Origin of the sequence: Priestia sp. J2 (assembly GCF_020790095.1) — a bacterium.
GTDB classification, from domain to species: domain Bacteria; phylum Bacillota; class Bacilli; order Bacillales; family Bacillaceae_H; genus Priestia; species Priestia zanthoxyli.
In genome coordinates this window covers 3,228,848-3,253,991 of sequence record NZ_CP086208.1, presented here as the reverse complement: position 1 = coordinate 3,253,991, position 25,144 = coordinate 3,228,848, and the positions used below count along the sequence as shown (strand labels likewise).

Genomic DNA, 25,144 nt, shown 5'->3' with positions numbered 1-25,144 from the left:
TAGATAAATGGAGTCATCTCCTTTTGAGATAAAAAGAAAGGCGCTGGGCCGTAAATATGGTAAAATAAAGAAGTTAAATTATTTAGAAAATTAAAATAAATTTAGAAGTGTAAAAGAGGAGGAGCTTTTATGACCTATGATCCGCATTATCATCCATATCCATCTTACCGAGTTCCCGTTTATGCAAAAAAAGGAATGGTATCCACATCTCAGCCGCTTGCAGCGCAGGCAGGTCTTGATATTTTAAAAAAAGGCGGCAATGCCATTGATGCAGCGATCGCGACAGCAGCAAGTCTTACAGTATTAGAGCCCGCCTCTAATGGAATCGGAGGAGACGCGTTTGCGCTTGTTTGGACGAATAATCAGCTGTACGGACTGAACGCGAGCGGACCTTCTCCGCAGTCTATTTCCATTGATGCGCTGAAGGAAAAAGGATACAAAGAAATTCCTAAGTACGGAATGATTCCCGTTACGGTTCCCGGCGCTCCGGCTGCTTGGGCTGCTTTATCGAAGCGATTTGGCAAACTGCCTCTTTCTCAAGTGCTGCAGCCTGCCATTCAATATGCCAAAGAAGGATTTCCGTTAGCGCCTACACTCGCTAAACAATGGAAACAAGCGTACGATACGTTTAAACGAGTACATACAAGCGAAGAATTTGAATCGTGGTTTCAAACGTTTGCGCCGAATGGACGAGCACCAAAAGCAGGAGAGATGTGGTCATCTACTGATCATGCTCATACGCTTCAGCTCATTGGTGAGACAAATGGAGAAGCCTTTTATAAAGGTGAGCTTGCAGAACGTATGGATGCATTCAGCAAAAAATATGGCGGCTTTTTATCAAAAGAAGATTTGGCAGCTTACGAACCGGAGTGGGTAAATCCTATTTCCGCTCACTACCGTGGATATGATGTTTGGGAAATTCCTCCGAACGGACAAGGGCTTATTGCGTTACTGGCATTAAATATCGTAAAAGGCTTTGAGCTTCAAGAAAAAGACGCCGTCGATACGTATCATAAACAAATCGAAGCGATAAAGCTTGCGTTTGCGGACGGAGCAAAATACATTACGGAAGAAACGAAAATGACCGTACCTGTAAGCGAACTGCTGTCTGATACATATGCAAGCTATCGCCGCACCCTTATAGAAGAACATGCTCTGCAGCCTGAAGCAGGAGAACCTGTTGGAAGCGGAACGGTGTATTTAGCAACGGCTGATGAAGCAGGAAACATGGTTTCATTCATTCAAAGTAATTATATGGGCTTTGGTTCTGGAATCGTTGTGCCAGAAACGGGAATTGCTTTGCAAAACCGCGGTCACAATTTTTCAATGGACCCTAATCACGATAACTGTCTTGCTCCTACTAAAAAAACGTTTCATACCATTATTCCAGGTTTTCTGACTAAAAATAATGAACCTGTAGGCCCCTTTGGCGTGATGGGAGGTTTTATGCAGCCGCAGGGACATATGCAAGTTGTCATGAATACGATTGACTTTCAGCTTCATCCTCAAGCGGCTTTAGACGCGCCAAGATGGCAGTGGAAAAAAGATAAAACCGTGCTCGTTGAGCCAACTTTCCCTTCGCATGTAGCACAAGCGCTTGAACGAAAAGGACATAAAATTGAAGTAGCGGTGGATTCAATGGCATTTGGGCGCGGACAGGTCATTTGGAGAGATCCTGAAAGCGGCGTGCTGTGCGGAGGAAGTGAATCTCGAACGGACGGATTTGTGGCTGGATGGTAAGAGCAAAATAGATCAAGAAAGAAGCCCGTACTGATTAGAGTCGGGCTTTTTTCATGTCTCAACCATATGTATAAATCTCTTCAAAGAACTGAAAACTAAAACCAACATGCACGTACGTAAAGAGAACGTGATTAGAACAACCGTCTTAAGCTGCCAATCGACACGAAGGTATACTAACAACACTTGGTGAAAGGAGCGAAAAGGTTATGAGAAATAAAAAATTTGAAGTGAATTTTTTACGTACAATGCTAATTATAGGGCTGGGAATGCTCCCTTTTTTATTTAGAAAACCACCGATCAAAGACTGGCTGCTGGCTTATGCATTTAATGCATTAACAAATGGTATTATTGATAAATTTATTGTCTCTCACGGCCTTCTTCGATATCCAACTCGCTTGCTGAAAAAACAGTTTAGAATTAATGTGTTGTTCGACTTTTTACTGTATCCTAGCATATCCGTTATGATTAATCAGGCTACGTATCACGATAAAGGGTTAAAGATTTTATATAAAATTGTGCTTTTTACGATTCCAATGTTTTTTATTGAATTATGGGCTGAAAAACGAACGAAGCTCATCGAGTGGAAAACAGGGTGGATGTGGTACCACACCTTTACTAGCGTAACATTAAAATCCTATCTTAACCGGCTGCTGATTGGATGGATTCGAAAAATTGAAAAGAAGCAGGACGAAATGAAAATAAAATAACATTGGTTCTAAAAACGACGTTAGAGAGGTGAACAAAGGTGCATATTTCTGTCCTTCTATGGCTGATTTTTCAAAATATCCAAAAGAAAACGTGGGAAAAAATTCACGAGCTTTATGCTGGGGTTTTATACGTGAGCTTTTTTAATATTCTTTATTACTTTTTATGTAACGATAAGTTGCTTTGGGATTTTAAATCTTCTCATCTTTCATTAAAAGTACTGCGTATTTTACACCTTATGTTTATTACGCCTCTCATGGTTTTGTCGTTCTTAGCTACTTATCCGTCTACACTTCTTAAACAGGTGAAGTATATTACAAAATGGGTATGTACAGCTTCATTTGTAGAATGGCTTGGTCTGAGGTGTAAGGGGATTACATTTAGACACGGCTGGCATTTGGGGTGGTCAGCACTTATTTATGTAATGATGCTTATCTTCTCGAGATGGTTTCAAAAAAAGCCTTTTGCCGTCTTACTGCTATCGGTTTTTGCAACAGTCGTTCTCAGCATCATTTTTAAAGTTCCCATTAGCAAACGAATGCTAAAACATCCGCTGAAACGAATATTGACTCGGCCTTTAAAAGATCATGTGACTCAAGCTGTTGCGAATAAAGTAAGGCGAAAATGCCTGCTTCTCAAGCTGTTCTCGTAAGTGCCTGCTCTCTGTGAAGAGCAGGTTTTTTAGCTTACTGGAGGAATAACGTCCGTCAGCAACAGAATGAAAAAAATCAGGCCGACTCCCGTAAAGCTTAAAGAAGCAAGAAAATAAGCCGTCCAGCGCAAACGAAACGGATTATGTTCGACATTGGCTCCGGACATTAACCTCATGGAGTGAGTGTTATAGTGAGAATGAGCGCTGTTGCTTCCGCTGCTTGAAAACCAAAAAGTTAAAACTGAAAACAAAAGTCCGCTAAAAAACATAAGCTCAATAAAGCGGATAGACAAAAATGATGAGCACGCATAGGTTAATCCCCCTTCAATAAGCAGGGTAATAACAAACACAAGCTGAGTTCTTTTCAAAAAATCCTCCCCTTTTTTCTCTGTGTCTACTTTTCATTATACAATAATTTACATGTATAAAAAGTCTCAAAAATGCTTTTATTATGATATAATGGTAATAAATGTATTGTTAAAAAGTGCTCAAAATCCGCATGCATCACGATTATAAGGTTTTTTGTAATGATTAGATTTACTATATACGCTGCGCTTAGCTTCAAGTGCGTAGAATGAAAGTGAGGAGTGTTTATGGGCTTGGGAGAGACTGTGATTGCGATACTAGCAGCGGGAGCACTGCTGGTATACGGTACGTTAGAGCTTTGGTTTGCACCTCGTAATTCTTCCTTTTTTAAAGGGTGGAAGCAAAAACTAGCCGTTATTTTACCGTTATACGGCGTTACATTCGGCATATGGTACGCGTTTTTTTCGTAACAAAAAAGTTTTACAAAAAGGAGGAATGAAAAATGGAAATCAATTCATACCTCATTCGGTTTTCATGTATGCTGATGCTCATGTTTGGAGGATTATTTATTATACGGTATGTAAAAACAGGGGACTTTTATTTAGATCAGCTTCTTGTCTTTGGAGCGGGTTTTGTTCTGTTTATCGGCTCACTTATTTGGAAAAGAAAACATCAGCATAGAGAAAATAGAAAAGCTTGTTAAACGTATAAAAATGTGACAGTATAAAACAGATAAAAAACGTAATCTCGTGATCGTACCATTGGTTACGGGCTGCTGCTGGAGGAAAAGAAAATGAATGTACCTAATTGCCCAAGCTGTCAATCACAGTATACATATGAAGATGGAAACCTGTTCATATGCCCGGAGTGTGCGCATGAATGGGGTCAAGATGAAAAAGCAGAAAGCACGGAAGAACAGCTTACTGTAAAAGATGCAAACGGTAATGCTTTAAAAGACGGAGATTCAGTTACTGTCATCAAAGACTTAAAAGTAAAAGGAAGCTCATCCGTTGTAAAAATAGGAACGAAAGTAAAAAGCATTCGTTTAGTAGAAGGCGATCATAACATCGACTGCAAAATTGATGGATTTGGAGCGATGAGCTTAAAATCTCAGTTTGTGAAAAAAGCATAACGATAAAAAAGTCAGGATGAAGAAGACTTTCATCCTGACTTTTTTCTATGTATCTTAACGGACAAAGTGAAATATATAGACCGTTTTGTCTATTTTAGAAGGAATTTAGCTAAATGTCCCGAATTTACTTAAAGTGTCTGATAATTTGGATATTAATGGAACTGATGTCCGTTTCATGAAGACAAAGGGGAGGGAGAAATGTGAAAAAATTTTTAGCGTTTCAAATTTTAATTGCATTAGTAATTGGAGCTGTTATCGGGCACTTTTTTCCGGACTTCGGGATGGCTTTAAGACCGGTAGGAGACGGGTTTATCCGGCTCATTAAAATGATTGTAGTGCCGATTGTCTTTTCAACCATCGTCATAGGTGCTGCGGGAAGCGGCAGTATGAAACAAATGGGGAGTCTAGGGTTGAAGACGATTATTTGGTTTGAAATTATTACTACCATCGTATTAGGGATTGGCCTGCTGTTAGTGAATTTGCTAAAGCCAGGAGTAGGCCTCGATCTTTCTCATCTTGTTAAAAAAGATATCGGTGAATTGTCTCAGTATACCGACAAGGTCGTGGACTTTAAACAAATGATTTTAAACATCATTCCAACGAATATCGTAGATGTGATGGCAAAAAATGATTTGCTGGCCGTGATTTTCTTTGCTATTTTATTCGGTGTTGCCGCCTCAGGAGTTGGGAAAGCATCCGAACCTGCAATGAAATTTTTTGAATCAACCGCTAAAATTATGTTTAAATTAACGCAAATTGTGATGGTCACAGCGCCTCTTGGTGTACTAGCGCTAATGGCTGCATCTGTGGGGCAATACGGCATTTTACTTCTGCTTCCGATGCTGAAGCTAATTGGAACCGTCTTTTTAGGCCTTTTTATTATTTTATTTGTTTTATTTCCGCTTGTTGGGTTTTTGTTCAAATTCAACTATTTTGAAGTCTTCAAAATGATTTGGGACTTGTTTCTTATTGCGTTTTCAACAACAAGTACAGAAACGGTGCTGCCACAGCTGATGGAGCGTATGGAAAAGTACGGATGTCCTAAACGAGTGGTGTCGTTCGTTATTCCGTCCGGCCTGTCGTTAAACTGTGATGGATCTACTTTGTATTTATCCGTTTCATGCGTCTTTTTAGCACAGGCTTTTAATATTGACATGCCCTTAACTCAGCAATTATTTATGATGCTTATACTCGTAATGACAAGTAAAGGAATTGCGGCTGTCCCGTCAGGTTCACTTGTTGTTCTTTTAGCTACAGCCAACGCAGTAGGTCTGCCGGCTGAAGGAGTCGCAATCATTGCAGGAGTGGACCGCATCATGGATATGGCCAGAACAGGAGTTAACGTTCCAGGCCACGCCATTGCCTGTATCGTCGTCTCGAAATGGGAAAAAGTATTTCGAACCCAAACGCCAATTCCGCCTGCAACTCACACGGAATCTCTATAAAACCAACCCCCGCTTTAGCTCATAGAGCGGGGGTTTTTTCTTAAATCATTAACGATGTAAACTAGAGTAATTTGTCATACTCAGCCCTACTCAAAAAAAGAGGACGCGCCGCTTAAGTCTAAAAAAAGCCCTGTGACTGTTTTTTGGTCACAGGGCTTTTTTTTAGATGAATGTTCACAAAATGTTCACTTACGAAGAAGGAAGATAAAAAGCTATACTAAGCCAAGTAAAAAAGATGAAAAGGATGAGGAATGTGCCAACAACTAAAAAAGAAAGTATGTATTTTGGAATGATGATGTGCGGAGGGATGGTGCTTGTGATGACGATGTACAACATGTTCATAAATGATGTCATCGGGCATATCACACTTGCAGAAGGTATTTTAAACTTGGTTATCACATTTGTAGTTGCCATGGCTGTCGAAACTTTCTTAGTAGGTCCCGTAGCAAAAAAAGTAGCATTTTCACTGCCGTTTGATAAGTCTAAACAGTTAAAAGTCGTGTTGATTTTATCATCATGCATGGTTATTGGAATGGTGCTTTCCATGTCTGTATATGGATTAATTACGATGTCACTTACGAAAGGTTTAGACGGAGAGCCGATTCTTTTAAGCTATGCATTTATCGTTATGAAAAACTTTATCGTAGCCTATCCGCTTCAGCTTCTCATTATGGGACCTTTAGTTCGCGGATTGTTTATGAAATTTGTGAAAAAGAATCCGGCAACGGCTTAAGCCAAAACCCTAAGAACGCCTATTTTCTTAGGGTTTTGTTGTGCAAAGCTGCTCGGTAAGAAGAGAAGAAAGTCACTAAATGAAAAGTGATGTAGGGCCATTTATTTAAGAATAGAGAAGACCTCTTACTCTCTAAAACGTTTCAAAGCCATGCTCCCGGGTACACACAACATTAATGAGGAGGAGATAGTATGAAAGCAAAAGCAAAGAATGTTGTGGGGGTATATGAAACGGAACAAGAAGCAATTCATGCTGTAGAGAATTTAAAAAAAGAAGGATACGCATCAGAAGAAATATCTATCATCGGTAAACATAAAAAGACCAAAAAAGTTCAGAAAGAAACGAATACAAAAGCAGAAGGGGCAGCAACTGGAGCGCTTACCGGAGGTACGTTAGGGAGCTTGACCGGCATATTAGCAGGTGCCGGTGCTCTTGCAATCCCGGGAATAGGCCCAATTGTAGCGGCTGGTCCGATTGTAGCTACATTAACAGGTGCAGCAGCTGGTGCGAGTGTAGGAGGTCTGTCTGGTATTTTAGTCGGTATGGGAATTCCAAAACAGCAGGCCGAGCACTATAATGATTCAGTCAAAGAAGGCAGCCTGCTTGTTTTAGTAGACAAAGAAGACTCAGATCATGATGGAAACCCGAAAGCGCCTTTAACCGGAATGATTTTATAGAACTTATTATGTATAGGAGAAAGCTGTCGCAGTGCGGCAGCTTTTTTTATGCGCTGGTTTTATTTAAGAGAACTACATGCACAATAATATTCCATAATAGTTAAAAATATCAAAGTATTTGAGGGTAACCTGAAAGATAATATGCCTTAAATTATAATGTAATATTATTGTAACAATAATGTATTTATTGTTTTATTTTGGAATTTGAGTTTCGATAAAAGCTTTAACAACGGGATTTACGCGCAAAATACATCCATAAATTAACTGTAAACTATTATACGAAGTAGAATAATTTTCTAATTATTTTTCAAGAATTAATTTTTAGCAAATTATTCATGTTTGAAAGAGGACTAAAAAGTATATTTCAAAAGTATGTTTACTAAAAAAGTTAAGCAGGTTGTTTAGTAGCATCATTCATTTAGTTAAATCTCGAAAGGAGCTGCTAAAAAATGAGTATTCAAAAAAGTACAGACAGTTCAAGTTTAGCAGAAGTGATTGATCGAATTCTAGACAAAGGAATTGTCATCGATGCTTTTGCTCGAGTATCACTCGTAGGAATTGAAATTTTAACGATTGAAGCACGAGTCGTTATTGCAAGTGTCGATACGTGGCTTCGCTACGCAGAAGCGGTCGGGTTATTAACCGACAAAGTAGAGGAAGAAGGGCTGCCTGGCCGAACAGAGGAGCGAGGAGCAGGGCTTAGTTTTTAAGTCTTTTAATCGTAAGAAAATTCATTAAATAAATAATAATAAGAGAAAAGAGGATGAAACATGTCAACAACTGATAAGAATGTACAAAGTGAAAAACAAGAAAATCAGCAGCAGGAAGAAAAAACGCAAAACTCTTTGAATCTTGCCATTTTAGGAGGCGTAGTAGGAGCGGGAATTGGACTTCTTTCAAGTCCGCAAACGAGTAAAAAAGTACTCAGTCGCTTAGGACAATCAGAAATTGTACGTGCGACGGGACAAGAGTTAAGAAAAAACGCACAGGATATTTTAACGCAGCAAGCGATGGGAGCGTTAAGACAGACAGCTACAGGCTATCTTGAAAAAGACAATTTAAGCAAGCTGCTGGCACCTAAAAAGAAAAAAGAAGAAACATCAAATGAACAGGGAGATTCGCAGGAAGAAGTCAGCGCAAGCGCAGAAATGGAAACGTCTCAGTACGAAGAGTTAAAAGAAGAAAATAAAAATATGAACGATCAGCTGCAGCGCATTGAAGAGATGCTAAACAAACTCATGGACGCGAAGAAGTAAGATATCCGTCCTGAAGGGGAATTTCATGGATAAAAAAGATGTGGAGAAAGCAGCCTTAAAAGCGGGAAAAAAAATAGTTGAGCACACGCCTGAACCTGTTAAGGAAAAAGTAGAAGAAAAGGTTAAAGAAAAAGCGAAAGAAAAGTTTGTCGAAAAAACCGAAGGGAAACTGCAGGAAAAAGCAAATGAAGCGTCAGAAAAACTGCAGGAAACGAAAGAGAAAAACTCCCAAAAGGTACATGGCAAAGGAGAAGACGCAAAAGAAAAGCTTCAAGACGTCTTATTATCAGTAAAAGATAAGCTTAGCGATGTGAAAGAAGCTGGAGAAAACTTTCAAGAAAAAGTTTCTTCTTCAGACGATAAAGATAAGTCAAAAAACAAGCGGAAAATAAAAGGCGTAAATCAGATTAAAAAAGCAACGGATATTAAAAGCTCTACTAAGATTAAAAGTTCCACTGATATTAAATCATCTACAGATTTGAAAACAATGGGATCATAACCGAAAGGAGAAATGGGATATGTCTATTCAAAAAAGTACTAATAGTTCAAGTTTAGCAGAAGTAATTGACCGTATTTTAGATAAAGGAATTGTTATTGATGCTTTTGCAAGAGTGTCTGTTGTAGGGATTGAAATTTTAACAATTGAAGCGCGAGTGGTTATTGCCAGTGTTGATACATGGTTACGCTATGCAGAAGCAGTAGGGCTTCTTCGTGACGACGTAGAAGAAAACGGCCTTCCTGAACGTTCAAATTCAAGTGAAGGACAGCCGCGTTTTAGTATTTAATATGAAGTGGTATGGAACCTTCCTTTTTGAGGGTGGTTCCATCTTTTAGATCTAACTATTGGAGGCTACTAAAGATGGAAATTAAAAAAATTATGCAAGCCGTGAACGACTTTTTTGCTGAAAACGTAGCTCCTCCTCATAAAATTACCTCGGTGGAAGCTACTGAAGATGAAGGCTGGAGAGTTATTGTTGAAGTCATTGAAGAACGAGAATATATGAAAAAATACGCCAAAGATGAAATGCTTGGAACATACGAGTGCTTTTTAAATAAAGAAAAAGAAGTCATTTCATTCAAACGACTCGACGTCAGATATAGAAGCGCCATTGGCATTGAAGCATAAACGATAAGATGGCAGGAGGAACGTAAAAATGACCGTCTTAACAGACAAAAGGAAAAAAGGCAGTGGCGCTTTTATACAAGATGACGAGACAAAAGAGGTTCTTTCAAGAGCGCTGAGCTATTTAAAATCCGGCTATTCCATTCATTTTACAGGCCCTGCCGGCGGAGGCAAAACCTCTTTAGCACGAGCGCTTGCTAAAAAGAGAAAGCGTCCTGTAATGCTGATGCACGGGAATCACGAGCTCAACAACAAAGATTTAATTGGCGATTTTACGGGCTATACGAGCAAAAAAGTAATCGACCAGTATGTTCGTTCTGTTTATAAAAAAGATGAACAAGTAAGTGAAAACTGGCAGGATGGACGGTTGCTTGAAGCCGTAAAAAACGGCTATACGCTGATTTACGACGAATTTACTCGGTCTAAGCCTGCGACGAATAATATCTTTCTATCAATATTAGAAGAAGGCGTGCTGCCGCTGTATGGAGTGAAAATGACCGATCCTTTTGTACGCGTGCACCCCGATTTCCGCGTCATCTTCACAAGCAACCCAGCTGAGTATGCTGGCGTGTATGATACGCAAGATGCGCTTCTTGACAGGTTAATTACTATGTTTATTGATTATAAAGACATCGACAGAGAGACAGCGATTTTAACGGAGAAAACGGACGTAGAAGAAGACGAAGCGCGCACAATTGTAACGCTCGTAGCAAACGTGCGAAACCGCTCTGGAGACGAAAACAGCAGCGGACTTAGCCTGCGGGCTTCGCTTATGATCGCTACCCTTGCTACGCAGCAAGACATTGCTATCGATGGAGATGATGAAGATTTTCAAACGTTATGTATGGATATTCTGCATCATTCGCTTACCAAATGTTTAGACGAGAAAAATGCAAAAAGCAAAGCCGAAAAAATCATTTTAGAAGAGTGTAAGAATATAGACACTGAAGAAAAGTAAAGGAGCTTGAAAACATGAGTGAAACAAACGAAACGGGCATTTATATTTTTAGCGCCATTCAAACGGATAAAGACGAAGATTTTGGATCGGTAGAAGTAGAAGGAACAAAAGCTGAAACGTTTTTGATTCGCTACAAAGACGCGGCTATGGTAGCAGCTGAAGTGCCGATGAAAATCTATCATCCTAATCGCCAAAATTTATTAATGCATCAACACGCAGTAGCAGCGATTATGGACAAGAACGATACGGTTATTCCAATCAGCTTTGGGAATGTATTCAAATCAAAAGAAGACGTAAAAGTTCTTTTAGAAAACCTTTATCCGCAGTTTGAAAAGCTGTTTCCAGCGATCAAAGGAAAAATTGAAGTCGGCTTAAAAGTAATTGGGAAAAAAGAATGGCTTGAGAAAAAAGTGAACGAAAATCCTGAACTTGAAAAAGTATCAGCATCCGTAAAAGGAAAATCAGAAGCAGCCGGTTATTATGAGCGTATTCAGCTTGGAGGAATGGCTCAAAAGATGTTTACTTCCCTGCAAAAAGAAGTCAAGACAGATGTGTTTTCTCCGCTTGAAGAAGCAGCGGAAGCAGCAAAAGCAAATGAGCCGACGGGCGAAACGATGCTTTTAAACGCTTCTTTCTTAATTAACCGAGAAGATGAAGCGAAGTTTGATGAAAAAGTGAATGAAGCGCATGAAAACTGGAAAGACAAAGCCGATTTTCATTACAGCGGTCCTTGGCCTGCTTATAATTTTGTGAACATTCGCCTAAAAGTAGAAGAGAAATAACGTGCTTCACAAATTAGTAACCGCACCTATTAACCTTGTAGTGAAAATCGGCGAGAAAGTACAGGAAGAAGCTGATAAACAGCTATATGACCTTCCGACGATTCAGCAAAAACTCATTCAGCTTCAAATGATGTTTGAGCTTGGTGAAATTCCGGAAGAAGCGTTTCAAGAAAAAGAAGATGAATTGTTAATGAGGTACGAAATCGCGAAACGCAGAGAAATTGAACAATGGGAAGAGCTGACAAAAAAAAGAAATGAGGAATCCTAGATGGGAGAATTACTGTATTTATACGGTTTAATTCCAACAAAAGAAGCAGCAGCCAGAGAGCCGTTTCCATCTTATAAAGGGTTTGACGGAGAACATTCACTGTACCCAATAACGATTGATCAGGTGACGGCTGTCGTTTCTAAGCTGGATGCTGACGCCTATTCAGAAGAAGTGATTAAAGAAAAAATGGAGCAGGATATGAGCTGGCTGCAGGAAAAAGCATTTCATCATCACGAAACGGTAGCCGCTTTGTACGAAGAATTTACGATCATTCCATTAAAATTTTGCACCATTTATAAAAGTAAAGAAAGTCTGCAGGCAGCTATTGAGCTTAACAAAGAAAAGCTAGAGAATTCACTGACGCTGCTTCAAGGAAATGAAGAGTGGAACGTGAAGATTTACTGTGATGATAAAGAGCTTAAAAAAGGAATCAGCGAAACGAATGAAAGCGTGAAAGCGAAAAAAGAAGAAATTAGTCACTTATCACCAGGAAGACAGTTTTTTGAAAAGAAAAAAATAGATCAGCTGATTGAAAGAGAATTAGAACTTCACAAAAACAAAGTGTGTGAAGAGATACATGACAAGCTCAAAGAACTGTCGCTTTATGACTCTGTTAAAAAGAATTGGAGCAAGGACGTAACGGGCGCGGCTGAACAAATGGCGTGGAACAGCGTGTTTCTTCTTCCGTCTCTGCAGATCACTAAGTTTGTAAACGAAATAGAAGAGCTTCAGCAAAAGCTTGAAAATAAAGGCTGGAAATTTGAAGTGACGGGACCATGGCCGCCCTATCATTTCTCGAGCTTTGCGTAAAGTGAGGAATTAACATTATGTCTCTTAAACAATCTATGGAGAATAAAGATATTGCTCTTATTGATATTTTAGATGTCATTTTAGATAAAGGAGTCGCCATTAAAGGAGACTTAATCATTTCCATAGCCGGCGTCGATTTAGTGTATTTGGATTTGCGGGTGCTTATTTCTTCGGTTGAAACGCTGGTGCAAGCAAAAGAAGGAAATCGCAAACCCATCACTTCTGAACAATTTGATAAACAAAAGGAGGAATTACTGGATGCAACCGGTCAGCCAAGCAAATGGACGAATCCACTTGGATCCCGATAAAGCTGAACAAGGCTTAGCGCAGCTTGTGATGACAGTTATTGAGCTATTGAGGCAAATCGTTGAACGTCATGCCATGAGGCGGGTGGAGGGTGGAACGTTGACGGACGAACAAATTGAAAACTTAGGAATTGCACTAATGAACTTGGAAGAAAAAATGGACGAGTTGAAAGAGGTGTTCGGTCTGGACGCAGAAGATTTAAATATTGATCTTGGACCGCTAGGCAGCCTGCTTTAAGCGGTCAGTGGGAGGAACAGTATGGCAGTCGAACATAATATGCAGTCAAGTACGATTGTAGATGTGCTCGAAAAGATTTTGGATAAAGGAGTCGTCATAGCGGGGGACATCACCGTAGGAATTGCAGATGTCGAGCTATTAACGATAAAGATCCGCTTGATTGTGGCTTCGGTTGATAAAGCAAAAGAAATCGGCATGGACTGGTGGGAAAATGATCCCTATCTCAGTTCAAAAGGAGCCAATAGTAAAGCGCTCGAAGAAGAAAATAAAATGCTGCATGAGCGGTTAAAAACGCTTGAAGAAAAAATAGAAACAGAACGTTAAAAACTGTACGCTACTTAAAAAATGGAGGGATTTACAATGGCAACTGAAACAAAATTAGATAACACACAGGCAGAAAACAAGGGAAATAAAAATACGGAAAACGGTTCAAAAGAAAAGAACGATTCAAAAGCAAGCAAAGCAACAAGCAGCGGGCCAATCAAACGAGCGGTCGCAGGAGGCATCATCGGTGCAACGATTGGATATGTATCGACTCCTGAAAATCGAAAAAGTCTCCTTGACCGCATTGATACAGACGAATTAAAAAGCAAAGCATCTGATTTAGGAACAAAGGTGAAAGAAAAATCAAAAAGCAGCGTGGCCAGCCTGAAAACATCTGCGGGAAGCTTGTTTAAAAAAGATAAAGATAAATCAAAAGATGATGAAGAAAACGTAAATTCTTCTAGTAGCGAAACAGAAGACGATAACGTTCAAGAGTACGACGAGTTAAAAGAAGAAAACCAAACGCTTCAAGACCGTTTATCACAGCTTGAAGAAAAAATGAACATGCTTGTTGAGCTTAGCCTCAATAAAAATCAAAATGAAGAAGCGGAAGATACAGATTCCGACGAAGAAGAGAACGATGAGAACGAGGAAAACGAGCAGGACGATGAAAACGAAGAAGAAACATCTAAGCCTCGTAAAAAGAACAAAAAAGAAGAGGAGCAAGAAGAGGAAGAAGAAAGTGAAAGTGACGAAGACAGCGAGGAAGAAGAGGAAGATTCTCGTTCAAACAAAAAAAATAAAAAAGTAAAAACAGAAGAAGAAGACGAAGAAGAGGAAAGTGAAGAAGAAAAAAAGGAAGCGAAACCAAAAAAGTCAACAGCTAAAAAATCAAAAAATACAAAAGCAAAGAAAAACACGGATGAAGAAGATGATGACGCAACATCTCTTTCTAGTGAAGACGATACAACAGCCTAAGACGTAAAGGAGGAAAGAAATACATGAGTACAGGCCCTTCTTTTTCAACTAAAGACAATACGCTTGAATACTTTGTGAAAGCTTCTAATAAACACGGCTTTTCACTTGATATTTCATTAAATGTAAACGGCGCTGTGATTTCCGGTACCATGATTTCAGCAAAAGAATACTTTGATTACTTAAGCGAAACGTTTGAAGAAGGCAGTGAAGTGGCTCAGGCGCTAAGCGAACAATTCTCTTTAGCAAGCGAAGCGAGCGAATCAAACGGAGAAGCAGAAGCCCATTTTATTCATTTAAAAAATACAAAGATCTACTGTGGAGACAGTAAGTCTACCCCTTCAAAAGGAAAGATCTTTTGGAGAGGAAAAATAGCAGAAGTAGACGGATTCTTCTTAGGGAAGATTTCTGATGCAAAATCAACGAGTAAAAAGAGTTCATAAAAAACGGCGGGGTGATTGCCCCGCCGTTTTTTAGTGATGTGATGAGATGTGCAGCTTCTTTTTTCGATACATGAGCGGAGTCATCTTCATTTCTTTTCGAAACTGATTAATAAAATAGCTTGTACTATTAAATCCTACTTGATAGGCGACGTCCGTCACATTTGCTTCTGCTTGCTGCAGCATAACTAAGCTTTGCTGAATTCGATAGTTTAATACATAGGTCAAAGGCGATTTTTTTAACATTTTCTTGAAATATCGACAGCATTCAGAACGGCTTAATTGTCCCGCTTTGGCAATATCATCGAGCGTAATCTTTTCAGCAAAGTGCAAATGAATCCAATTCAGCATTTGCTTCATCCGCTGATTTTTGATCATTTCTTTTTCGTTGTATTTTAGCTGCAACCCGTTAAGAATTACATTTTTCCAAAGTATGCTGAGTTCAGAGGCAATCTCTATTTCATAGTGGAGCGGCTGCTTATGGATCCATGTGTATATCTTATGTATAGAATCTAACACGTTATTCCCCCAGGCTTGCTTTGGACTGATGAATAAATGTGATAGATTCGTTGCATGAATGTAGGGATAAACGTAATTTGTGAAAAGTTCTTGCGGCACAAGAAAATGAGGAGAAACATTTAAGCAAATGTACACGCAGCCAGATTTGTTTATGTCTTCAGCCATATGAAGACATTCGCTGTTAATAAACAGTCCGTAGCCTTGTTTTACAGTCACTGTTTTTTCATTTATTTGAAAAGACGCATGACCTTTTATAACCAATACAAATTGAAGCTCATCATGCCAGTGAAGAGGGATGTAGCCGTTTATGTGATCACTGATTGTTGTTTGATAACATGCCACTGGCAGCTCAACGGTGCGATGGGTCGTTAGCTCTTTTAAGTTTTCATCAATTTTAAAATGCGCTGCTGGCATACATGGCCACCTCAATATATTTATATTTTTTAATGCAATATGCGTATTTTCTGCCCCGTTTTTCATTTATTATAACACTATTCTTATAATAAAAGTGAGGGATGAAAGATGAACGATCTCAGCAGAAAAAAAGGTTTCTTTTTTGTAACAACGGGAGCTATATGTTGGGGGATGGGAGGAACGGTTGCTCAAAAGCTTTTTCAAGAATTTGAAATCAGTGTAGACTGGCTTGTTTCAGTACGGCTGCTCACTGCGGGTTTTTTGCTGCTAATGATTTCATGTATAAAAAGGAATCATTCTCACGTACTTGGAGTATGGAAGAACCGAAAGTCAGCTTTTCAGCTCGTCGTTTTTGCCATAGCTGGTATGCTCGCCGTTCAGTATACGTATATGGCTTCTATTAAGCATGGAAATGCAGCAGTAGCTACGCTGCTGCAGTATTTATCACCAGTGATGATTATCATTTATTTGCTTTTGCGCAAGCAGTCTATATTTACGCGACAAGACGTCATCACTGTTCTGCTGGCACTGGGGGGCTGCTTTTTTTTATTAACAAACGGCTCTATTTCTCAGCTGTCTGTTCCTGTATCTGCCGTTGTTTGGGGAGTGCTGTCAGGCGTAGCGGCTGCTTTTTATACGCTGTATGCAGTTCCGCTGATCAAAAAGTACAGTTCGCTTGTTATCGTTGGCTGGTCAATGGTAATTGGGGGAAGCGTAATGAGCTTTATTCATCCTCCTTGGGAAGCGTCAAGCTTATCACCAATAACCTGGGGATATATTTTATTTGTCATTATTTTTGGCACGATGCTTGCTTTTTGGTTTTATGTAGAAAGTCTGCAAAGTCTTTTACCTAAAGAAACGAGTTTGCTTGGAAGTTTAGAGCCTTTAGCCGCTGTTATCACAACCGTTGTTTGGCTGAAAGAGCCTTTTGGTTTTTATCAATGGATGGGCACAGCTTGTATTATTGGATTAGTTCTATTACTCACACGAACGAAACAAGTATCTTCTGAGACGACACTTTCAGCATAAATGGGGGCTTGCTAAAAGAAGAAGCAAACCAATGTCACTTTGCCGCCGAATCTGTAGAAACTCGTTTGACTTTTAAAATCTTTACATATTGAATAAACACTCTTTCTTTTGTAGAGACATTTAATTTAGCAAGTCTTGATGCGTCATCTCGGTTTTTAGCAGCTTCTACTACAAAAGTTCCTTTGATTTTGGCTTCATCTTTTAGAACGGAATAATGTATTTCAAATTGTTTTGTTTTCGTTTTCTCCATGGTGATAAACTCCTTTGCCTGATAAATTAATGTATTGCTATGAAATAAGCTTTGATAAAAAGGAAGAAAAGAACGTAACATATACTACTAAATCAAATGCAAAGCGGCAGTGACTTTTATCACACCACAACCTAGTATTTCATCTTTTTACCAAAAAAGATAGGGTGTTTTACCGCCGCTGCTTGCAAAATCTTTTATTCTTTCTGCTTGACCTAGAGTTAACTCTATGGTTTATCTTGTAGTAGTATCATTTCAAGGAGGGGCTTTACATGAAGTATCATACAATTGCTAATACTGACTTACACGTATCAAATTTAATTATGGGAAACATGCGTTTAACAGAGCTTTCTTTACAAGAAGCAGAGAAGCTAATCCGCACAGCGATGGAAGAAGAAATTAACTTTTTTGATCATGCTGATATTTACGGTCCTGATTATGTAGGGCAATGCGAAGAATATTTTGCAAACGCTATACAAATGAACCCAAGTCTTCGTGAAAAAATGGTGATTCAAAGCAAATGCGGCATTAACGCAGCGAAAAATTACTATGACTTTTCAAAGAAGCATATCATAGACTCTGTTAACGGCAGCTTAGAGCGTTTAAAAACAGATTACTTAGATCTTTTATTACTGCATCGTCCAGATCCACTAATGGACCCTGAAGAAGTAGCAGAAGCATTTAACGAACTGCAAAGCAGCGGAAAGGTACGTCACTTTGGTGTATCGAATCACAACCCAGCGCAAATTCAGCTGCTTGAAAAATATATTAACCAAAAGCTTGTCGTAAACCAAGTGCAGTTCAGCATCGCACATACGCCAATCATTGATTCTGGTATTTCGTTAAACATGGGAATTGATCAAGCTGTTAACCGCGACAGCAGCGTGCTTGAATATTGCCGTTTGAACGATATCACGCTTCAAGCATGGTCGCCGTTCCAAAACGGATTTTTTGAAGGTCCTTTCCTAGGTGATAAAGAGAAATTTGGAAAGCTAAACGAAGTAATTGATCGCATCGCAAGTAAATATAGCGTGACGAATACAGCGATTGCCGTTGCGTGGATTACAACGCATCCTGCAAATATTCAAGTAGTACTTGGTACGACAAATATTCAACGTATGAAAGATGCAAGCAAAGGTTCAGAAATCAAGTTAACACGCCAAGAATGGTACGATATTTATAAAGCCGCTGGCAACATGGTGCCTTAACCGCTTTAGTCTCTAAAATAAAACAGGTAACTCCGTTCGAACATAGAACGGAGTTACCTGCGTTTTACGATAAGAACTACTGTTTAAGCTAGAAAAAGAGTTAGCAGCAGCTCAATTATTTTTGTGACGCCAAAACCTAATAAAAAGGCAATAAAACCGCCGATTACAATGGTAAGCATCATGTGAGCAGTATTCATCGTATCATCCTTTCTGAGTTGAATGTATGTTGCTGCTTGTACAAAAAGTCTGCAGCATAAAAAGCGCAATGAAGAAGACTCTAAAAGAATAAATCCTCGAGATAACTAGAGGTCAAGGCAAAATCATGATGTTTTTCTGAGAAGGTTAAGATGTAGGAGGAAGCAGTATGACGTATACCATTTCACAAGTTGCGAAGAAATTGAACGTGACAATTTATACCATTCGCTATTATGATAAAGAAGGGCTTTTTCCATTTTTAGATCGTACAGCGTCAGGAAATCGTATTTTTAAAGAACAAGATATTGAATGGATTGATTTAATTTGCTGTTTAAAAAGCACGGGTATGCAAATCAAGGATATTCGAACGCTTATTGAAAACTGTACGCTTGAAAATGCCGTGCTTGATAAAAGTCTGCAAATGCTGATGGACCATAAAAAAGCGGTGCAAAAAGAAATCGAAGAAATCCATCACAAGCTTGAGACGATTGATTATAAAATTAAGCACCTGCCGGAAATGTACGAGCGAATTGTTAACAAGCCTTCAAACTAAACAAAAAAGGAAGCGTAAAAATGATCGAAAAAGTAGTACCTCTCACTGCAGAGAATATACAGCAGTGCATTGACTTGTATCTAGATGTATTTACAAAAAAGCCTTGGAATGAACCATGGACGGAAGAATCAGCTAAAGAAAGGCTGACTAATCTACTGAACACGCCTAAATTTATAGGCTATTTATTTTATGACCAAGGAGAGTTGATTGGAATGATTGCAGGTCACGCGAAAAAATCATACAGCGGTATGACCTTTTACGTGGCCGAGCTTTGCGTCAGTGCAAGCGTGCAAGGAAAAGGATATGGTTCAGCTATCTTAAGCCGGTTTGAGAACGAACTTCAAAGACACGATATCAACAGCTTGTATCTCTTAACGGCGACTGGAGGAGCTTCACAGGCTTTTTATGAAAGAAACGGCTATACTGTAAATGATCAGCGGGTCGTCTTGAAAAAATCGTTTGTATAATTTTTTACATAAAGCGGGAAGAGAGCTGCAGAGTGGCTCTCTTTTTAATTACTCTTTTTACCTATTAATATGTAGAAGAAAGGGAAGTATGAACAAGAAAAATAAGGTAATGAGAAGGCGTAAACAAGGAACGGTAGATTAAAAAGCCCGTGTTTTTTTCTCAGTGGTGAGTCTCATTGTGAGCACACCTAAAAACAGTGCCCATTATGTGGACACTGCTTTTTCATAATAAAGTGGAAAGCTAGCTTTTGGTAAAAAAATTAGTGAAAATGAAGCTGTTCATCATTATTTCTAATGATTAGCAACCGCCAAATCCTCCCCAGCAAGCACAGCCGATGATGATTAATAAAATGAATAATACGATGATTAAAGCAAAGCCACTGCCAAATCCGCAGCCGCCACCGCCGTAACCGTAACCGCCATAACCACAGCCACCATAGAAGCCCATATAGTTCACCTCCAAGTTCTGAGTACATTTTTAACATATGCCTGAAATGCAAAAGTGCTCCAAAAATATCCAATGATTTCAATGAAAATAAAAAAAGATAAGAAAATAAGATGGACACGGTACTTTTTTTCACTTTCTACATAGGATGAATCATCCCAAGATCTCATATATGAGCCCCCATGTTATAACGAAGCAGGCTAATACCACTTCCTCCTTAGCCTGCGTACATAATGAAGTAGAAGCCGAAGAATTTTTTCTTCGGCTTCTTGTTTTTTACTATGAAGTAAACATGTTAGTACTTTCCGTATACCCTTCTAAGTCAGGATCCGCTTCTTTTGTATGTATTAGGTACTAAAGAGAAATCAAGCTCATTTTCATATAAACTTAGTCATTTGCTTTTTTTTGTAATTCTTTTCCCTTATTTTCAGCATAACCAAGATATTTGCCCAAGACAGCGAATAGGTAAATGCATATTCTTGGGTGAAAGTAAAAAATAAAAAAACGGAGGTTTCTCTTATGGATTCAGAAATGCATTTTTTACCTACTATGTATGCTCAAGATCATCAACTTCAACACGCAGATGAAAGGTTTATTGGCAGGCCGTTTGGCTTTGGCAGACCGTTTGGTTTTGGACGCCCGTTTGGCTTTGGCTTTGGCAGACCATTCGGCTATGGCTTTGGAGGTCCATTTTTAGGAGGATTAACAGGTGGGCTAGTAGCAGGCTCACTGCTATCACCATATGGCTATGGCGGTTACGGATACGGTTACGGTGGTTATCCGTATGGCGGCTACGGCGGTTATGGCTTTGGCTGCGGCTGTTAAATATAAATAAAAGAAAAATCTCAGAAGAAGTATTTTTTATATCATTCTTTTCTATAAGGAAGTCTGTTTGGAAACGTAAGGCATTATATCCATCCACAGTGAATCAGAACGTACACCCCATCTCATATATAAAACCACCTGGTCATTTTTCCAGGTGGTTTTTGATTTTACATAGTGAAGAAATAAAAAATAGTGGCAGGAAGAGATAAAGAAAAGATGTTAGAATCGTGCTTTTGGTTCTTTACATTACAGTAAGAAACGCTTACTATGTGAGAAAATGGAAGATATTAACGAAGCATTCTTTTTACACAACTTTCTGTGAGAAGTAAAAGAGGGAGAGACATAACATGATTGAAAGCCACACTATTTATTTGCGCCCGTTGACTGCCAGCGATGCGCACGACAGCCTCCGATTGCAAAAGGACAATCGAGACTTTTTTAAGCAGTTTTCTATGAGTCGAGAGCATTCTTTTTATACATTAGAGAGCCAAGTAGAAAAAATTCAGCGTCACGAAGAGAATAGGAAAAACGATCAAGAATACTATTTTGGTCTTTTTCAAAAAGAGAATAATAAATTAATTGGCACCATTAGTCTTTTTCAAGTGATGCGGGGATCTTTACAAAGCGCAGTTATCGGCTATTTTTTAGATCACCATCATAATGGGAAAGGGTACGCAACAGAAGCCATAAAAGCACTTGTTGACTATGCGTTTGAAGAGCTGCATCTTCACCGCATTGAAGCTGGGGTGATGCCACGTAATGTGCCTTCTCAGCGCGTACTCGAAAAAGCTGGGTTTCATAGAGAAGGAATCGCTAGAAAAAATGTAAATATTAATGGCATATGGGAAGATCATCAAGTCTTAGCTATCCTTAACCCTAATGACAAAATAGAAGAAATAAACGAGTTCTTAAAATTTTGATATACGTTTGTACATTTAAAATTTATAATGAGAATAAGAGAATAGAACAGTCTATATTTAAATAGTAGGTGACTAAGGTAATGGAAGAGAGGAACATCAATGAAAAAGCCGTTTGGGATGTATTGCAGATGGCCAGCGAAGTAGTCGGAAGCAGGACGCTGTTTGTAGGGATTTTCGACGAACAATTTTCAGTTATGAAAGCCTTTAATAAAGAAGGGGGAAGCCTTGTAGAGGATGGACTGATGCTGCCGTTAGAGCTTGCGGTATGCAACTTAGTCACGTGTGATGAACCCCTTGTTATTCCCAATACAAAACGCGATGTTAGAACGTCTAATTTAGCCATCATTGATGGTGCCCGGGTAGGTTCTTATTTAGGAACACCTATTGTGCTAGAAGATGGGAGAATGTTTGGTACCTTATGTGCGGTCGATCCGGATCCTTATCCGTTTAGCGAAAGTGAAATTCAAGGGTTAAACCGGCTGGCTGGTATTTTGTCTCATATTATTTATAAAAATCAAGCGGCTGTTTTGCCGAAAATTGAAGAGAAAATTCTGCAGCTTGATAAGCTGGCACTCGTAGGGCAGCTAGCAGCAGGGTTAGCGCATGAGATTCGAAACCCGATGCAGTCGGTGCGCGGCTTTATTCAATTTTTATTTAATGAAAATGAGCAGGCAGAGCCTTTTCAAAAAATTGTTCTTGATGAACTGGATCGTATGAATGAACTTATTAACAACTTCTTGCTTGTCACGCAGCCAACAGCGCCTAAAAAAGAAATCGTATCGATTGTAGAAGTTATTCATGATACCGTTGCTTTCTTGAAAAGTGAAGCTGCGCTGTATAATGTCGAAATGAACGTAAGAATAGAAGGAGCCATTCCACTTGTATCAGTCGATCCTGCTCAAATGAGACAAGTGTTTATGAATCTTTTGAAAAATGCCATTGAAGCAATGGAGAAAAAGAAACACGGGGAAGTAAATCTTATTATCAAAGAATGGGAAGATTGGGCTCTTATTGACATTCAAGATACCGGTTCTGGGATTCCGCTATCCATTATTAATAAAGTAGGAAATCCGTTTTTCTCAACAAAAGATGGAACAGGCATGGGGTTAGGGCTTTCTATTTGTAAAACGATCATCAACGAGCATAACGGTACGCTTGCGATTGAAAGTGATGAGAACGGGACAGTAGTGACGGTGAAGCTGCCTTTGACGCTTTAAGATAAAACAAAAAAGAAAGGAGAGTACGCACTCATCCTTTCTTTTTTGGCTGACTTTTTTAATATGCTGAACTGTCTTCAATCCAGTATTCATAGTCTTCCGCATCTTTTTTGTTTAACTTTTTGCCGTTGATGTAAATTTTGTCCCATTCGTAAATTTGTTTATCCAAATAAACGTTAAACACAATGCGCACATGCTCTTTTTCTGTATAATCGTAGCCGGTAAATTGTACAACGTGATGACGGCCTTCTTTTTTAATATAGGTCCATTTTGGATGATCGTTGTACGTTTCAAGCGTAATTGCTTCGTCGCCGTAGCGAACCACATCTTTAATATTTGTTTTTGTTGGTAAATATGATAATCCCGCTCCGACTCCAAACGTAATCACAAGCGCTAAGATACTTAAACCAATAGCAATTCCGATGTGAGTGCCGCCTTTTATTTGCAAATAAGCTTCTTTCCGCTGCTCCGGCTGAGCTTCGGCTCGAGCTAACACGTTTTTAACGTGTTTATAATACCAGCGGTTGGCACATAGCCCTGTAATAAGTGAAGCACCGCCGAATACAATTGCATCCGACCACTCTGGTATGTCTACAAAGCACAAAAGGGAAAACCAAAATACTTCAATAAGCGTTAAAATAAAAAAGTGCTTATACATTTTTCGGTATGCAAACCAAGCGCTTGTCAGAAAAAAGGCTGCCCAGTTCCACGTGTTGTTTTTAGCTGGATTGGCTGTTTTTCCCCATTTCAAATCATAATACGGCGTATTTGTTTGAACTACTTTATACTCTTCTTCAAAAGACAGGAGTTCATTTACTGCTTGTTCTTCCATTTAAAACACCTTTCATTGTTTATAATCTATCATCTAAAATGACTCTATTATTATACATTATTTCTAGTATTTTTCTATTCTTCCTTAAATTATTTTTAAAGTAAGAATATTTGCGCTGTCAATTTTTTAATGAGAACTTTCATAAAAAAGAAGAATATGGTAGATTTGAAGAAAAAGGAGCTTCCCCAACGTGAATCGTTTAAAGAAAGCCCTGCATCAATCGTGGTCAATTCATTCGAGCACGAAGTGGACGGCTGACAATCCTGCTAAAGGACAGTGCGGCGTGACAGCTCTTGTCGTTCAAGATATCAAAGGAGGAGATATTTTAAAAACTCCGTGTAAAGAAGGCTGGCATTTCTATAATCAGCTCAACGAACAGCGCTATGATTTTACACAAGAACAATTTCGTGAGCCTCTCCATTACGCAGATATTTTATCCAGTCGGGAAGAAGCGTTTATGGATACGAATGAGGAGCAATATGAGGCTTTAAAGAAAAAAGTAATGACCCATTTTGTACATAAAAATTTGCGTTAGAAAGGAACACAGGAATGAAAACTATTCAGTATTCCATTGTTGATGTATTTGCACAGAGAAAATATACGGGAAATCAGCTAGCCGTTTTTAAAGACGCAGGAAGCCTTTCAGACAAAGAGATGCAGCAAATGGCTAAAGAAATTAATTTCTCTGAAACGACGTTCATTACGTCGGCTTCTCCGCAAAAAGGAGAATATGACGTGCGGATTTTTACACCTAATGAAGAAGTACCATTTGCAGGCCATCCGACGCTCGGTACCGCTTGTGTTATCCGAGAAGAACTAGAAGAAAAAGATACAGAGGAGCTTATTCTTCATTATAAAGCAGGTCCTACGCCCGTTACATATGATGAACAAAAAGATGTACTGTGGATGACACAAGGTCAGCCGACGTTTGGGAAAGTGTTAGATAAAAAGCAGGTGGCGGACGTGTTAAACCTTGATGAAACTTATATCGATATGCGTTTTCCCGTTCAAGAAGTATCCACGGGTCTGCCGGTCATCCTTGTCCCGTTAACATCATTAGAAGCAGCTAAAGAGATAAACGTAGACAAAGAAAAATATTTCAAGCTGATAGAAAACACGGAAGCAAAAGCAATTATGGTCTTTTCACCGGAAACCTATCACGAAGATCATCACGTAAACGTGCGAGATTTTGCTGATTATTACGGCGTTCCAGAAGATGCGGCAACTGGCAGCGCCAACGGCTGTTTAGCAGCATATTTAGTCAAATACGGTTATTTTAATCAGCAAGCTATTGACATATGTGTAGAACAAGGATACGAAATAGGAAGACCTTCACTGCTGTATGTAAAAGCTAGTTATGACGGAGAAACTTTTCACATTAAAGTAGGCGGAAAAGTAGAGATGATTGCGCGCGGTGAATGGATTTTGTAACAAGCTGTTCATCTGCTGTTCACAATAAGTCTC

At 39.1% G+C, this 25,144-nt stretch carries 37 protein-coding genes; 32 read left to right on the top strand and 5 right to left on the bottom strand.

Annotated features, from left to right (window positions below):
* Positions 1-129 precede the first annotated feature (129 nt).
* The 3 genes from ggt (at position 130) to LJY09_RS16675 (ending at position 3,097) form a co-directional block, all read left to right on the top strand.
* A complete protein-coding gene (ggt, locus tag LJY09_RS16685; RefSeq protein ID WP_228307334.1) occupies positions 130-1,740 on the top strand; it encodes a gamma-glutamyltransferase in 1,611 nt (536 codons plus the stop codon).
* A gap of 206 nt (positions 1,741-1,946) precedes the next feature.
* Positions 1,947-2,447, top strand: a complete 501-nt coding sequence (locus LJY09_RS16680; protein WP_047750444.1) for a CBO0543 family protein — start codon at positions 1,947-1,949, stop codon at positions 2,445-2,447.
* Between the two features lie 38 nt (positions 2,448-2,485).
* Positions 2,486-3,097, top strand: coding sequence for a CBO0543 family protein (locus tag LJY09_RS16675; RefSeq protein ID WP_221816830.1), 612 nt, complete (start codon positions 2,486-2,488; stop codon positions 3,095-3,097).
* A gap of 29 nt (positions 3,098-3,126) precedes the next feature.
* Here the strand turns inward: LJY09_RS16675 and LJY09_RS16670 are convergent, their stop codons facing one another.
* Entirely contained in the window at positions 3,127-3,465 is a 339-nt protein-coding gene (locus LJY09_RS16670) for a hypothetical protein (protein ID WP_033580307.1), read from the bottom strand.
* A gap of 225 nt (positions 3,466-3,690) precedes the next feature.
* Between LJY09_RS16670 and LJY09_RS16665 the strand changes: the two genes are divergently transcribed.
* The 20 genes from LJY09_RS16665 (at position 3,691) to gvpU (ending at position 14,812) form a co-directional block, all read left to right on the top strand.
* On the top strand, positions 3,691-3,873 hold the full coding sequence (locus LJY09_RS16665) for a hypothetical protein (RefSeq protein ID WP_221816829.1): 183 nt from the start codon (positions 3,691-3,693) through the stop codon (positions 3,871-3,873).
* 32 nt (positions 3,874-3,905) lie between these two features.
* Entirely contained in the window at positions 3,906-4,106 is a 201-nt protein-coding gene (locus tag LJY09_RS16660; protein ID WP_047750447.1) for a hypothetical protein, read from the top strand.
* 90 nt (positions 4,107-4,196) lie between these two features.
* Positions 4,197-4,535, top strand: coding sequence for a zinc ribbon domain-containing protein YjdM (locus LJY09_RS16655; protein WP_029715023.1), 339 nt, complete (start codon positions 4,197-4,199; stop codon positions 4,533-4,535).
* A 200-nt stretch (positions 4,536-4,735) separates the two neighbouring features.
* Complete coding sequence (gene gltP, locus LJY09_RS16650) at positions 4,736-5,980, top strand: glutamate-aspartate/proton symporter GltP (protein WP_155009975.1); 1,245 nt, start codon at positions 4,736-4,738, stop codon at positions 5,978-5,980.
* Between the two features lie 253 nt (positions 5,981-6,233).
* Positions 6,234-6,713: a DUF2798 domain-containing protein gene (locus LJY09_RS16645; protein ID WP_063247393.1), complete on the top strand. Its 480-nt coding sequence runs from the start codon at positions 6,234-6,236 to the stop codon at positions 6,711-6,713.
* A gap of 191 nt (positions 6,714-6,904) precedes the next feature.
* Entirely contained in the window at positions 6,905-7,390 is a 486-nt protein-coding gene (locus tag LJY09_RS16640; protein ID WP_154973796.1) for a general stress protein, read from the top strand.
* A 449-nt stretch (positions 7,391-7,839) separates the two neighbouring features.
* The gene (gene gvpA, locus LJY09_RS16635; RefSeq protein WP_013058000.1) at positions 7,840-8,100 is read left to right on the top strand and encodes a gas vesicle structural protein GvpA; all 261 of its coding nucleotides are present in this window, start codon (positions 7,840-7,842) and stop codon (positions 8,098-8,100) included.
* A gap of 60 nt (positions 8,101-8,160) precedes the next feature.
* Positions 8,161-8,646 carry a GvpT/GvpP family gas vesicle accessory protein gene (gene gvpT, locus LJY09_RS16630; RefSeq protein WP_028414536.1) on the top strand — a complete coding sequence of 162 codons (486 nt, stop codon included), beginning with the start codon at positions 8,161-8,163 and terminating at the stop codon, positions 8,644-8,646.
* Between the two features lie 25 nt (positions 8,647-8,671).
* Positions 8,672-9,145 carry a gas vesicle protein GvpQ gene (gene gvpQ, locus LJY09_RS16625; protein ID WP_028414535.1) on the top strand — a complete coding sequence of 158 codons (474 nt, stop codon included), beginning with the start codon at positions 8,672-8,674 and terminating at the stop codon, positions 9,143-9,145.
* Positions 9,146-9,164: 19 nt separating this feature from the next.
* Positions 9,165-9,431 carry a gas vesicle structural protein GvpA gene (gene gvpJ / locus LJY09_RS16620; RefSeq protein WP_013057997.1) on the top strand — a complete coding sequence of 89 codons (267 nt, stop codon included), beginning with the start codon at positions 9,165-9,167 and terminating at the stop codon, positions 9,429-9,431.
* Positions 9,432-9,505: 74 nt separating this feature from the next.
* On the top strand, positions 9,506-9,772 hold the full coding sequence (gene gvpO, locus LJY09_RS16615) for a gas vesicle protein GvpO (RefSeq protein ID WP_028414534.1): 267 nt from the start codon (positions 9,506-9,508) through the stop codon (positions 9,770-9,772).
* A gap of 28 nt (positions 9,773-9,800) precedes the next feature.
* Positions 9,801-10,727, top strand: coding sequence for a gas vesicle protein GvpN (gene gvpN, locus LJY09_RS16610; RefSeq protein WP_028414533.1), 927 nt, complete (start codon positions 9,801-9,803; stop codon positions 10,725-10,727).
* A 14-nt stretch (positions 10,728-10,741) separates the two neighbouring features.
* Entirely contained in the window at positions 10,742-11,509 is a 768-nt protein-coding gene (locus tag LJY09_RS16605; protein ID WP_028414532.1) for a GvpL/GvpF family gas vesicle protein, read from the top strand.
* 1 nt (position 11,510) lies between these two features.
* On the top strand, positions 11,511-11,777 hold the full coding sequence (locus tag LJY09_RS16600) for a gas vesicle protein GvpG (RefSeq protein WP_013084016.1): 267 nt from the start codon (positions 11,511-11,513) through the stop codon (positions 11,775-11,777).
* Positions 11,778-12,587 (top strand): GvpL/GvpF family gas vesicle protein, encoded by an 810-nt coding sequence (locus tag LJY09_RS16595; protein ID WP_028414531.1) that lies wholly within the window; start codon positions 11,778-11,780, stop codon positions 12,585-12,587.
* Positions 12,588-12,604: 17 nt separating this feature from the next.
* Complete coding sequence (locus tag LJY09_RS16590; protein WP_028414530.1) at positions 12,605-12,895, top strand: gas vesicle protein; 291 nt, start codon at positions 12,605-12,607, stop codon at positions 12,893-12,895.
* On the top strand, positions 12,846-13,130 hold the full coding sequence (locus tag LJY09_RS16585; RefSeq protein WP_028414529.1) for a gas vesicle protein K: 285 nt from the start codon (positions 12,846-12,848) through the stop codon (positions 13,128-13,130). Before LJY09_RS16590 ends, LJY09_RS16585 begins: the two co-directional genes overlap by 50 nt.
* Before the next feature lie 21 nt (positions 13,131-13,151).
* The gene (gvpJ, locus tag LJY09_RS16580; protein ID WP_028414528.1) at positions 13,152-13,454 is read left to right on the top strand and encodes a gas vesicle protein; all 303 of its coding nucleotides are present in this window, start codon (positions 13,152-13,154) and stop codon (positions 13,452-13,454) included.
* A gap of 36 nt (positions 13,455-13,490) precedes the next feature.
* On the top strand, positions 13,491-14,372 hold the full coding sequence (gene gvpT / locus LJY09_RS16575; RefSeq protein WP_028414527.1) for a YtxH domain-containing protein: 882 nt from the start codon (positions 13,491-13,493) through the stop codon (positions 14,370-14,372).
* Positions 14,373-14,395: 23 nt separating this feature from the next.
* A complete protein-coding gene (gvpU, locus tag LJY09_RS16570; protein WP_013057987.1) occupies positions 14,396-14,812 on the top strand; it encodes a gas vesicle accessory protein GvpU in 417 nt (138 codons plus the stop codon).
* A 30-nt stretch (positions 14,813-14,842) separates the two neighbouring features.
* Here gvpU and LJY09_RS16565 read toward each other — a convergent pair whose 3' ends face one another.
* On the bottom strand, positions 14,843-15,742 hold the full coding sequence (locus LJY09_RS16565; RefSeq protein WP_028414526.1) for an AraC family transcriptional regulator: 900 nt from the start codon (positions 15,740-15,742) through the stop codon (positions 14,843-14,845).
* Positions 15,743-15,850: 108 nt separating this feature from the next.
* Here LJY09_RS16565 and LJY09_RS16560 point away from each other — a divergent pair, with 108 nt between their 5' ends.
* Positions 15,851-16,771: a DMT family transporter gene (locus LJY09_RS16560; RefSeq protein WP_108674793.1), complete on the top strand. Its 921-nt coding sequence runs from the start codon at positions 15,851-15,853 to the stop codon at positions 16,769-16,771.
* Positions 16,772-16,805: 34 nt separating this feature from the next.
* Here the strand turns inward: LJY09_RS16560 and LJY09_RS16555 are convergent, their stop codons facing one another.
* Positions 16,806-17,021 (bottom strand): hypothetical protein, encoded by a 216-nt coding sequence (locus LJY09_RS16555; protein ID WP_028414524.1) that lies wholly within the window; start codon positions 17,019-17,021, stop codon positions 16,806-16,808.
* A 269-nt stretch (positions 17,022-17,290) separates the two neighbouring features.
* On the opposite strand from LJY09_RS16555, the gene LJY09_RS16550 reads away from it, so the two are divergent.
* The 3 genes from LJY09_RS16550 to LJY09_RS16540 all read left to right on the top strand — a co-directional run bounded on the left by LJY09_RS16550 (position 17,291) and on the right by LJY09_RS16540 (position 19,441).
* On the top strand, positions 17,291-18,226 hold the full coding sequence (locus tag LJY09_RS16550) for an aldo/keto reductase (RefSeq protein ID WP_155009977.1): 936 nt from the start codon (positions 17,291-17,293) through the stop codon (positions 18,224-18,226).
* Between the two features lie 364 nt (positions 18,227-18,590).
* Entirely contained in the window at positions 18,591-18,974 is a 384-nt protein-coding gene (locus tag LJY09_RS16545; RefSeq protein ID WP_025751010.1) for a MerR family transcriptional regulator, read from the top strand.
* A 20-nt stretch (positions 18,975-18,994) separates the two neighbouring features.
* The gene (locus tag LJY09_RS16540) at positions 18,995-19,441 is read left to right on the top strand and encodes a GNAT family N-acetyltransferase (RefSeq protein ID WP_155009978.1); all 447 of its coding nucleotides are present in this window, start codon (positions 18,995-18,997) and stop codon (positions 19,439-19,441) included.
* Between the two features lie 298 nt (positions 19,442-19,739).
* Here the strand turns inward: LJY09_RS16540 and yjcZ are convergent, their stop codons facing one another.
* Positions 19,740-19,889 carry a sporulation protein YjcZ gene (gene yjcZ, locus LJY09_RS16535; protein ID WP_014459214.1) on the bottom strand — a complete coding sequence of 50 codons (150 nt, stop codon included), beginning with the start codon at positions 19,887-19,889 and terminating at the stop codon, positions 19,740-19,742.
* A gap of 516 nt (positions 19,890-20,405) precedes the next feature.
* Between yjcZ and LJY09_RS16530 the strand changes: the two genes are divergently transcribed.
* The 3 genes from LJY09_RS16530 to LJY09_RS16520 all read left to right on the top strand — a co-directional run bounded on the left by LJY09_RS16530 (position 20,406) and on the right by LJY09_RS16520 (position 22,848).
* Entirely contained in the window at positions 20,406-20,711 is a 306-nt protein-coding gene (locus LJY09_RS16530) for a hypothetical protein (RefSeq protein ID WP_051418588.1), read from the top strand.
* A 347-nt stretch (positions 20,712-21,058) separates the two neighbouring features.
* Positions 21,059-21,631 carry a GNAT family N-acetyltransferase gene (locus LJY09_RS16525; protein WP_028414520.1) on the top strand — a complete coding sequence of 191 codons (573 nt, stop codon included), beginning with the start codon at positions 21,059-21,061 and terminating at the stop codon, positions 21,629-21,631.
* A gap of 80 nt (positions 21,632-21,711) precedes the next feature.
* Positions 21,712-22,848: a sensor histidine kinase gene (locus LJY09_RS16520; protein WP_028414519.1), complete on the top strand. Its 1,137-nt coding sequence runs from the start codon at positions 21,712-21,714 to the stop codon at positions 22,846-22,848.
* A gap of 58 nt (positions 22,849-22,906) precedes the next feature.
* Here LJY09_RS16520 and LJY09_RS16515 read toward each other — a convergent pair whose 3' ends face one another.
* The gene (locus LJY09_RS16515; RefSeq protein ID WP_028414518.1) at positions 22,907-23,680 is read right to left on the bottom strand and encodes a DUF2628 domain-containing protein; all 774 of its coding nucleotides are present in this window, start codon (positions 23,678-23,680) and stop codon (positions 22,907-22,909) included.
* A gap of 190 nt (positions 23,681-23,870) precedes the next feature.
* Here LJY09_RS16515 and LJY09_RS16510 point away from each other — a divergent pair, with 190 nt between their 5' ends.
* Together LJY09_RS16510 and LJY09_RS16505 are read left to right on the top strand one after the other, a co-directional pair.
* Entirely contained in the window at positions 23,871-24,215 is a 345-nt protein-coding gene (locus LJY09_RS16510; RefSeq protein ID WP_028414517.1) for a YunG family protein, read from the top strand.
* A 14-nt stretch (positions 24,216-24,229) separates the two neighbouring features.
* Positions 24,230-25,111, top strand: a complete 882-nt coding sequence (locus LJY09_RS16505) for a PhzF family phenazine biosynthesis protein (protein ID WP_028414516.1) — start codon at positions 24,230-24,232, stop codon at positions 25,109-25,111.
* Positions 25,112-25,144 lie beyond the last annotated feature (33 nt).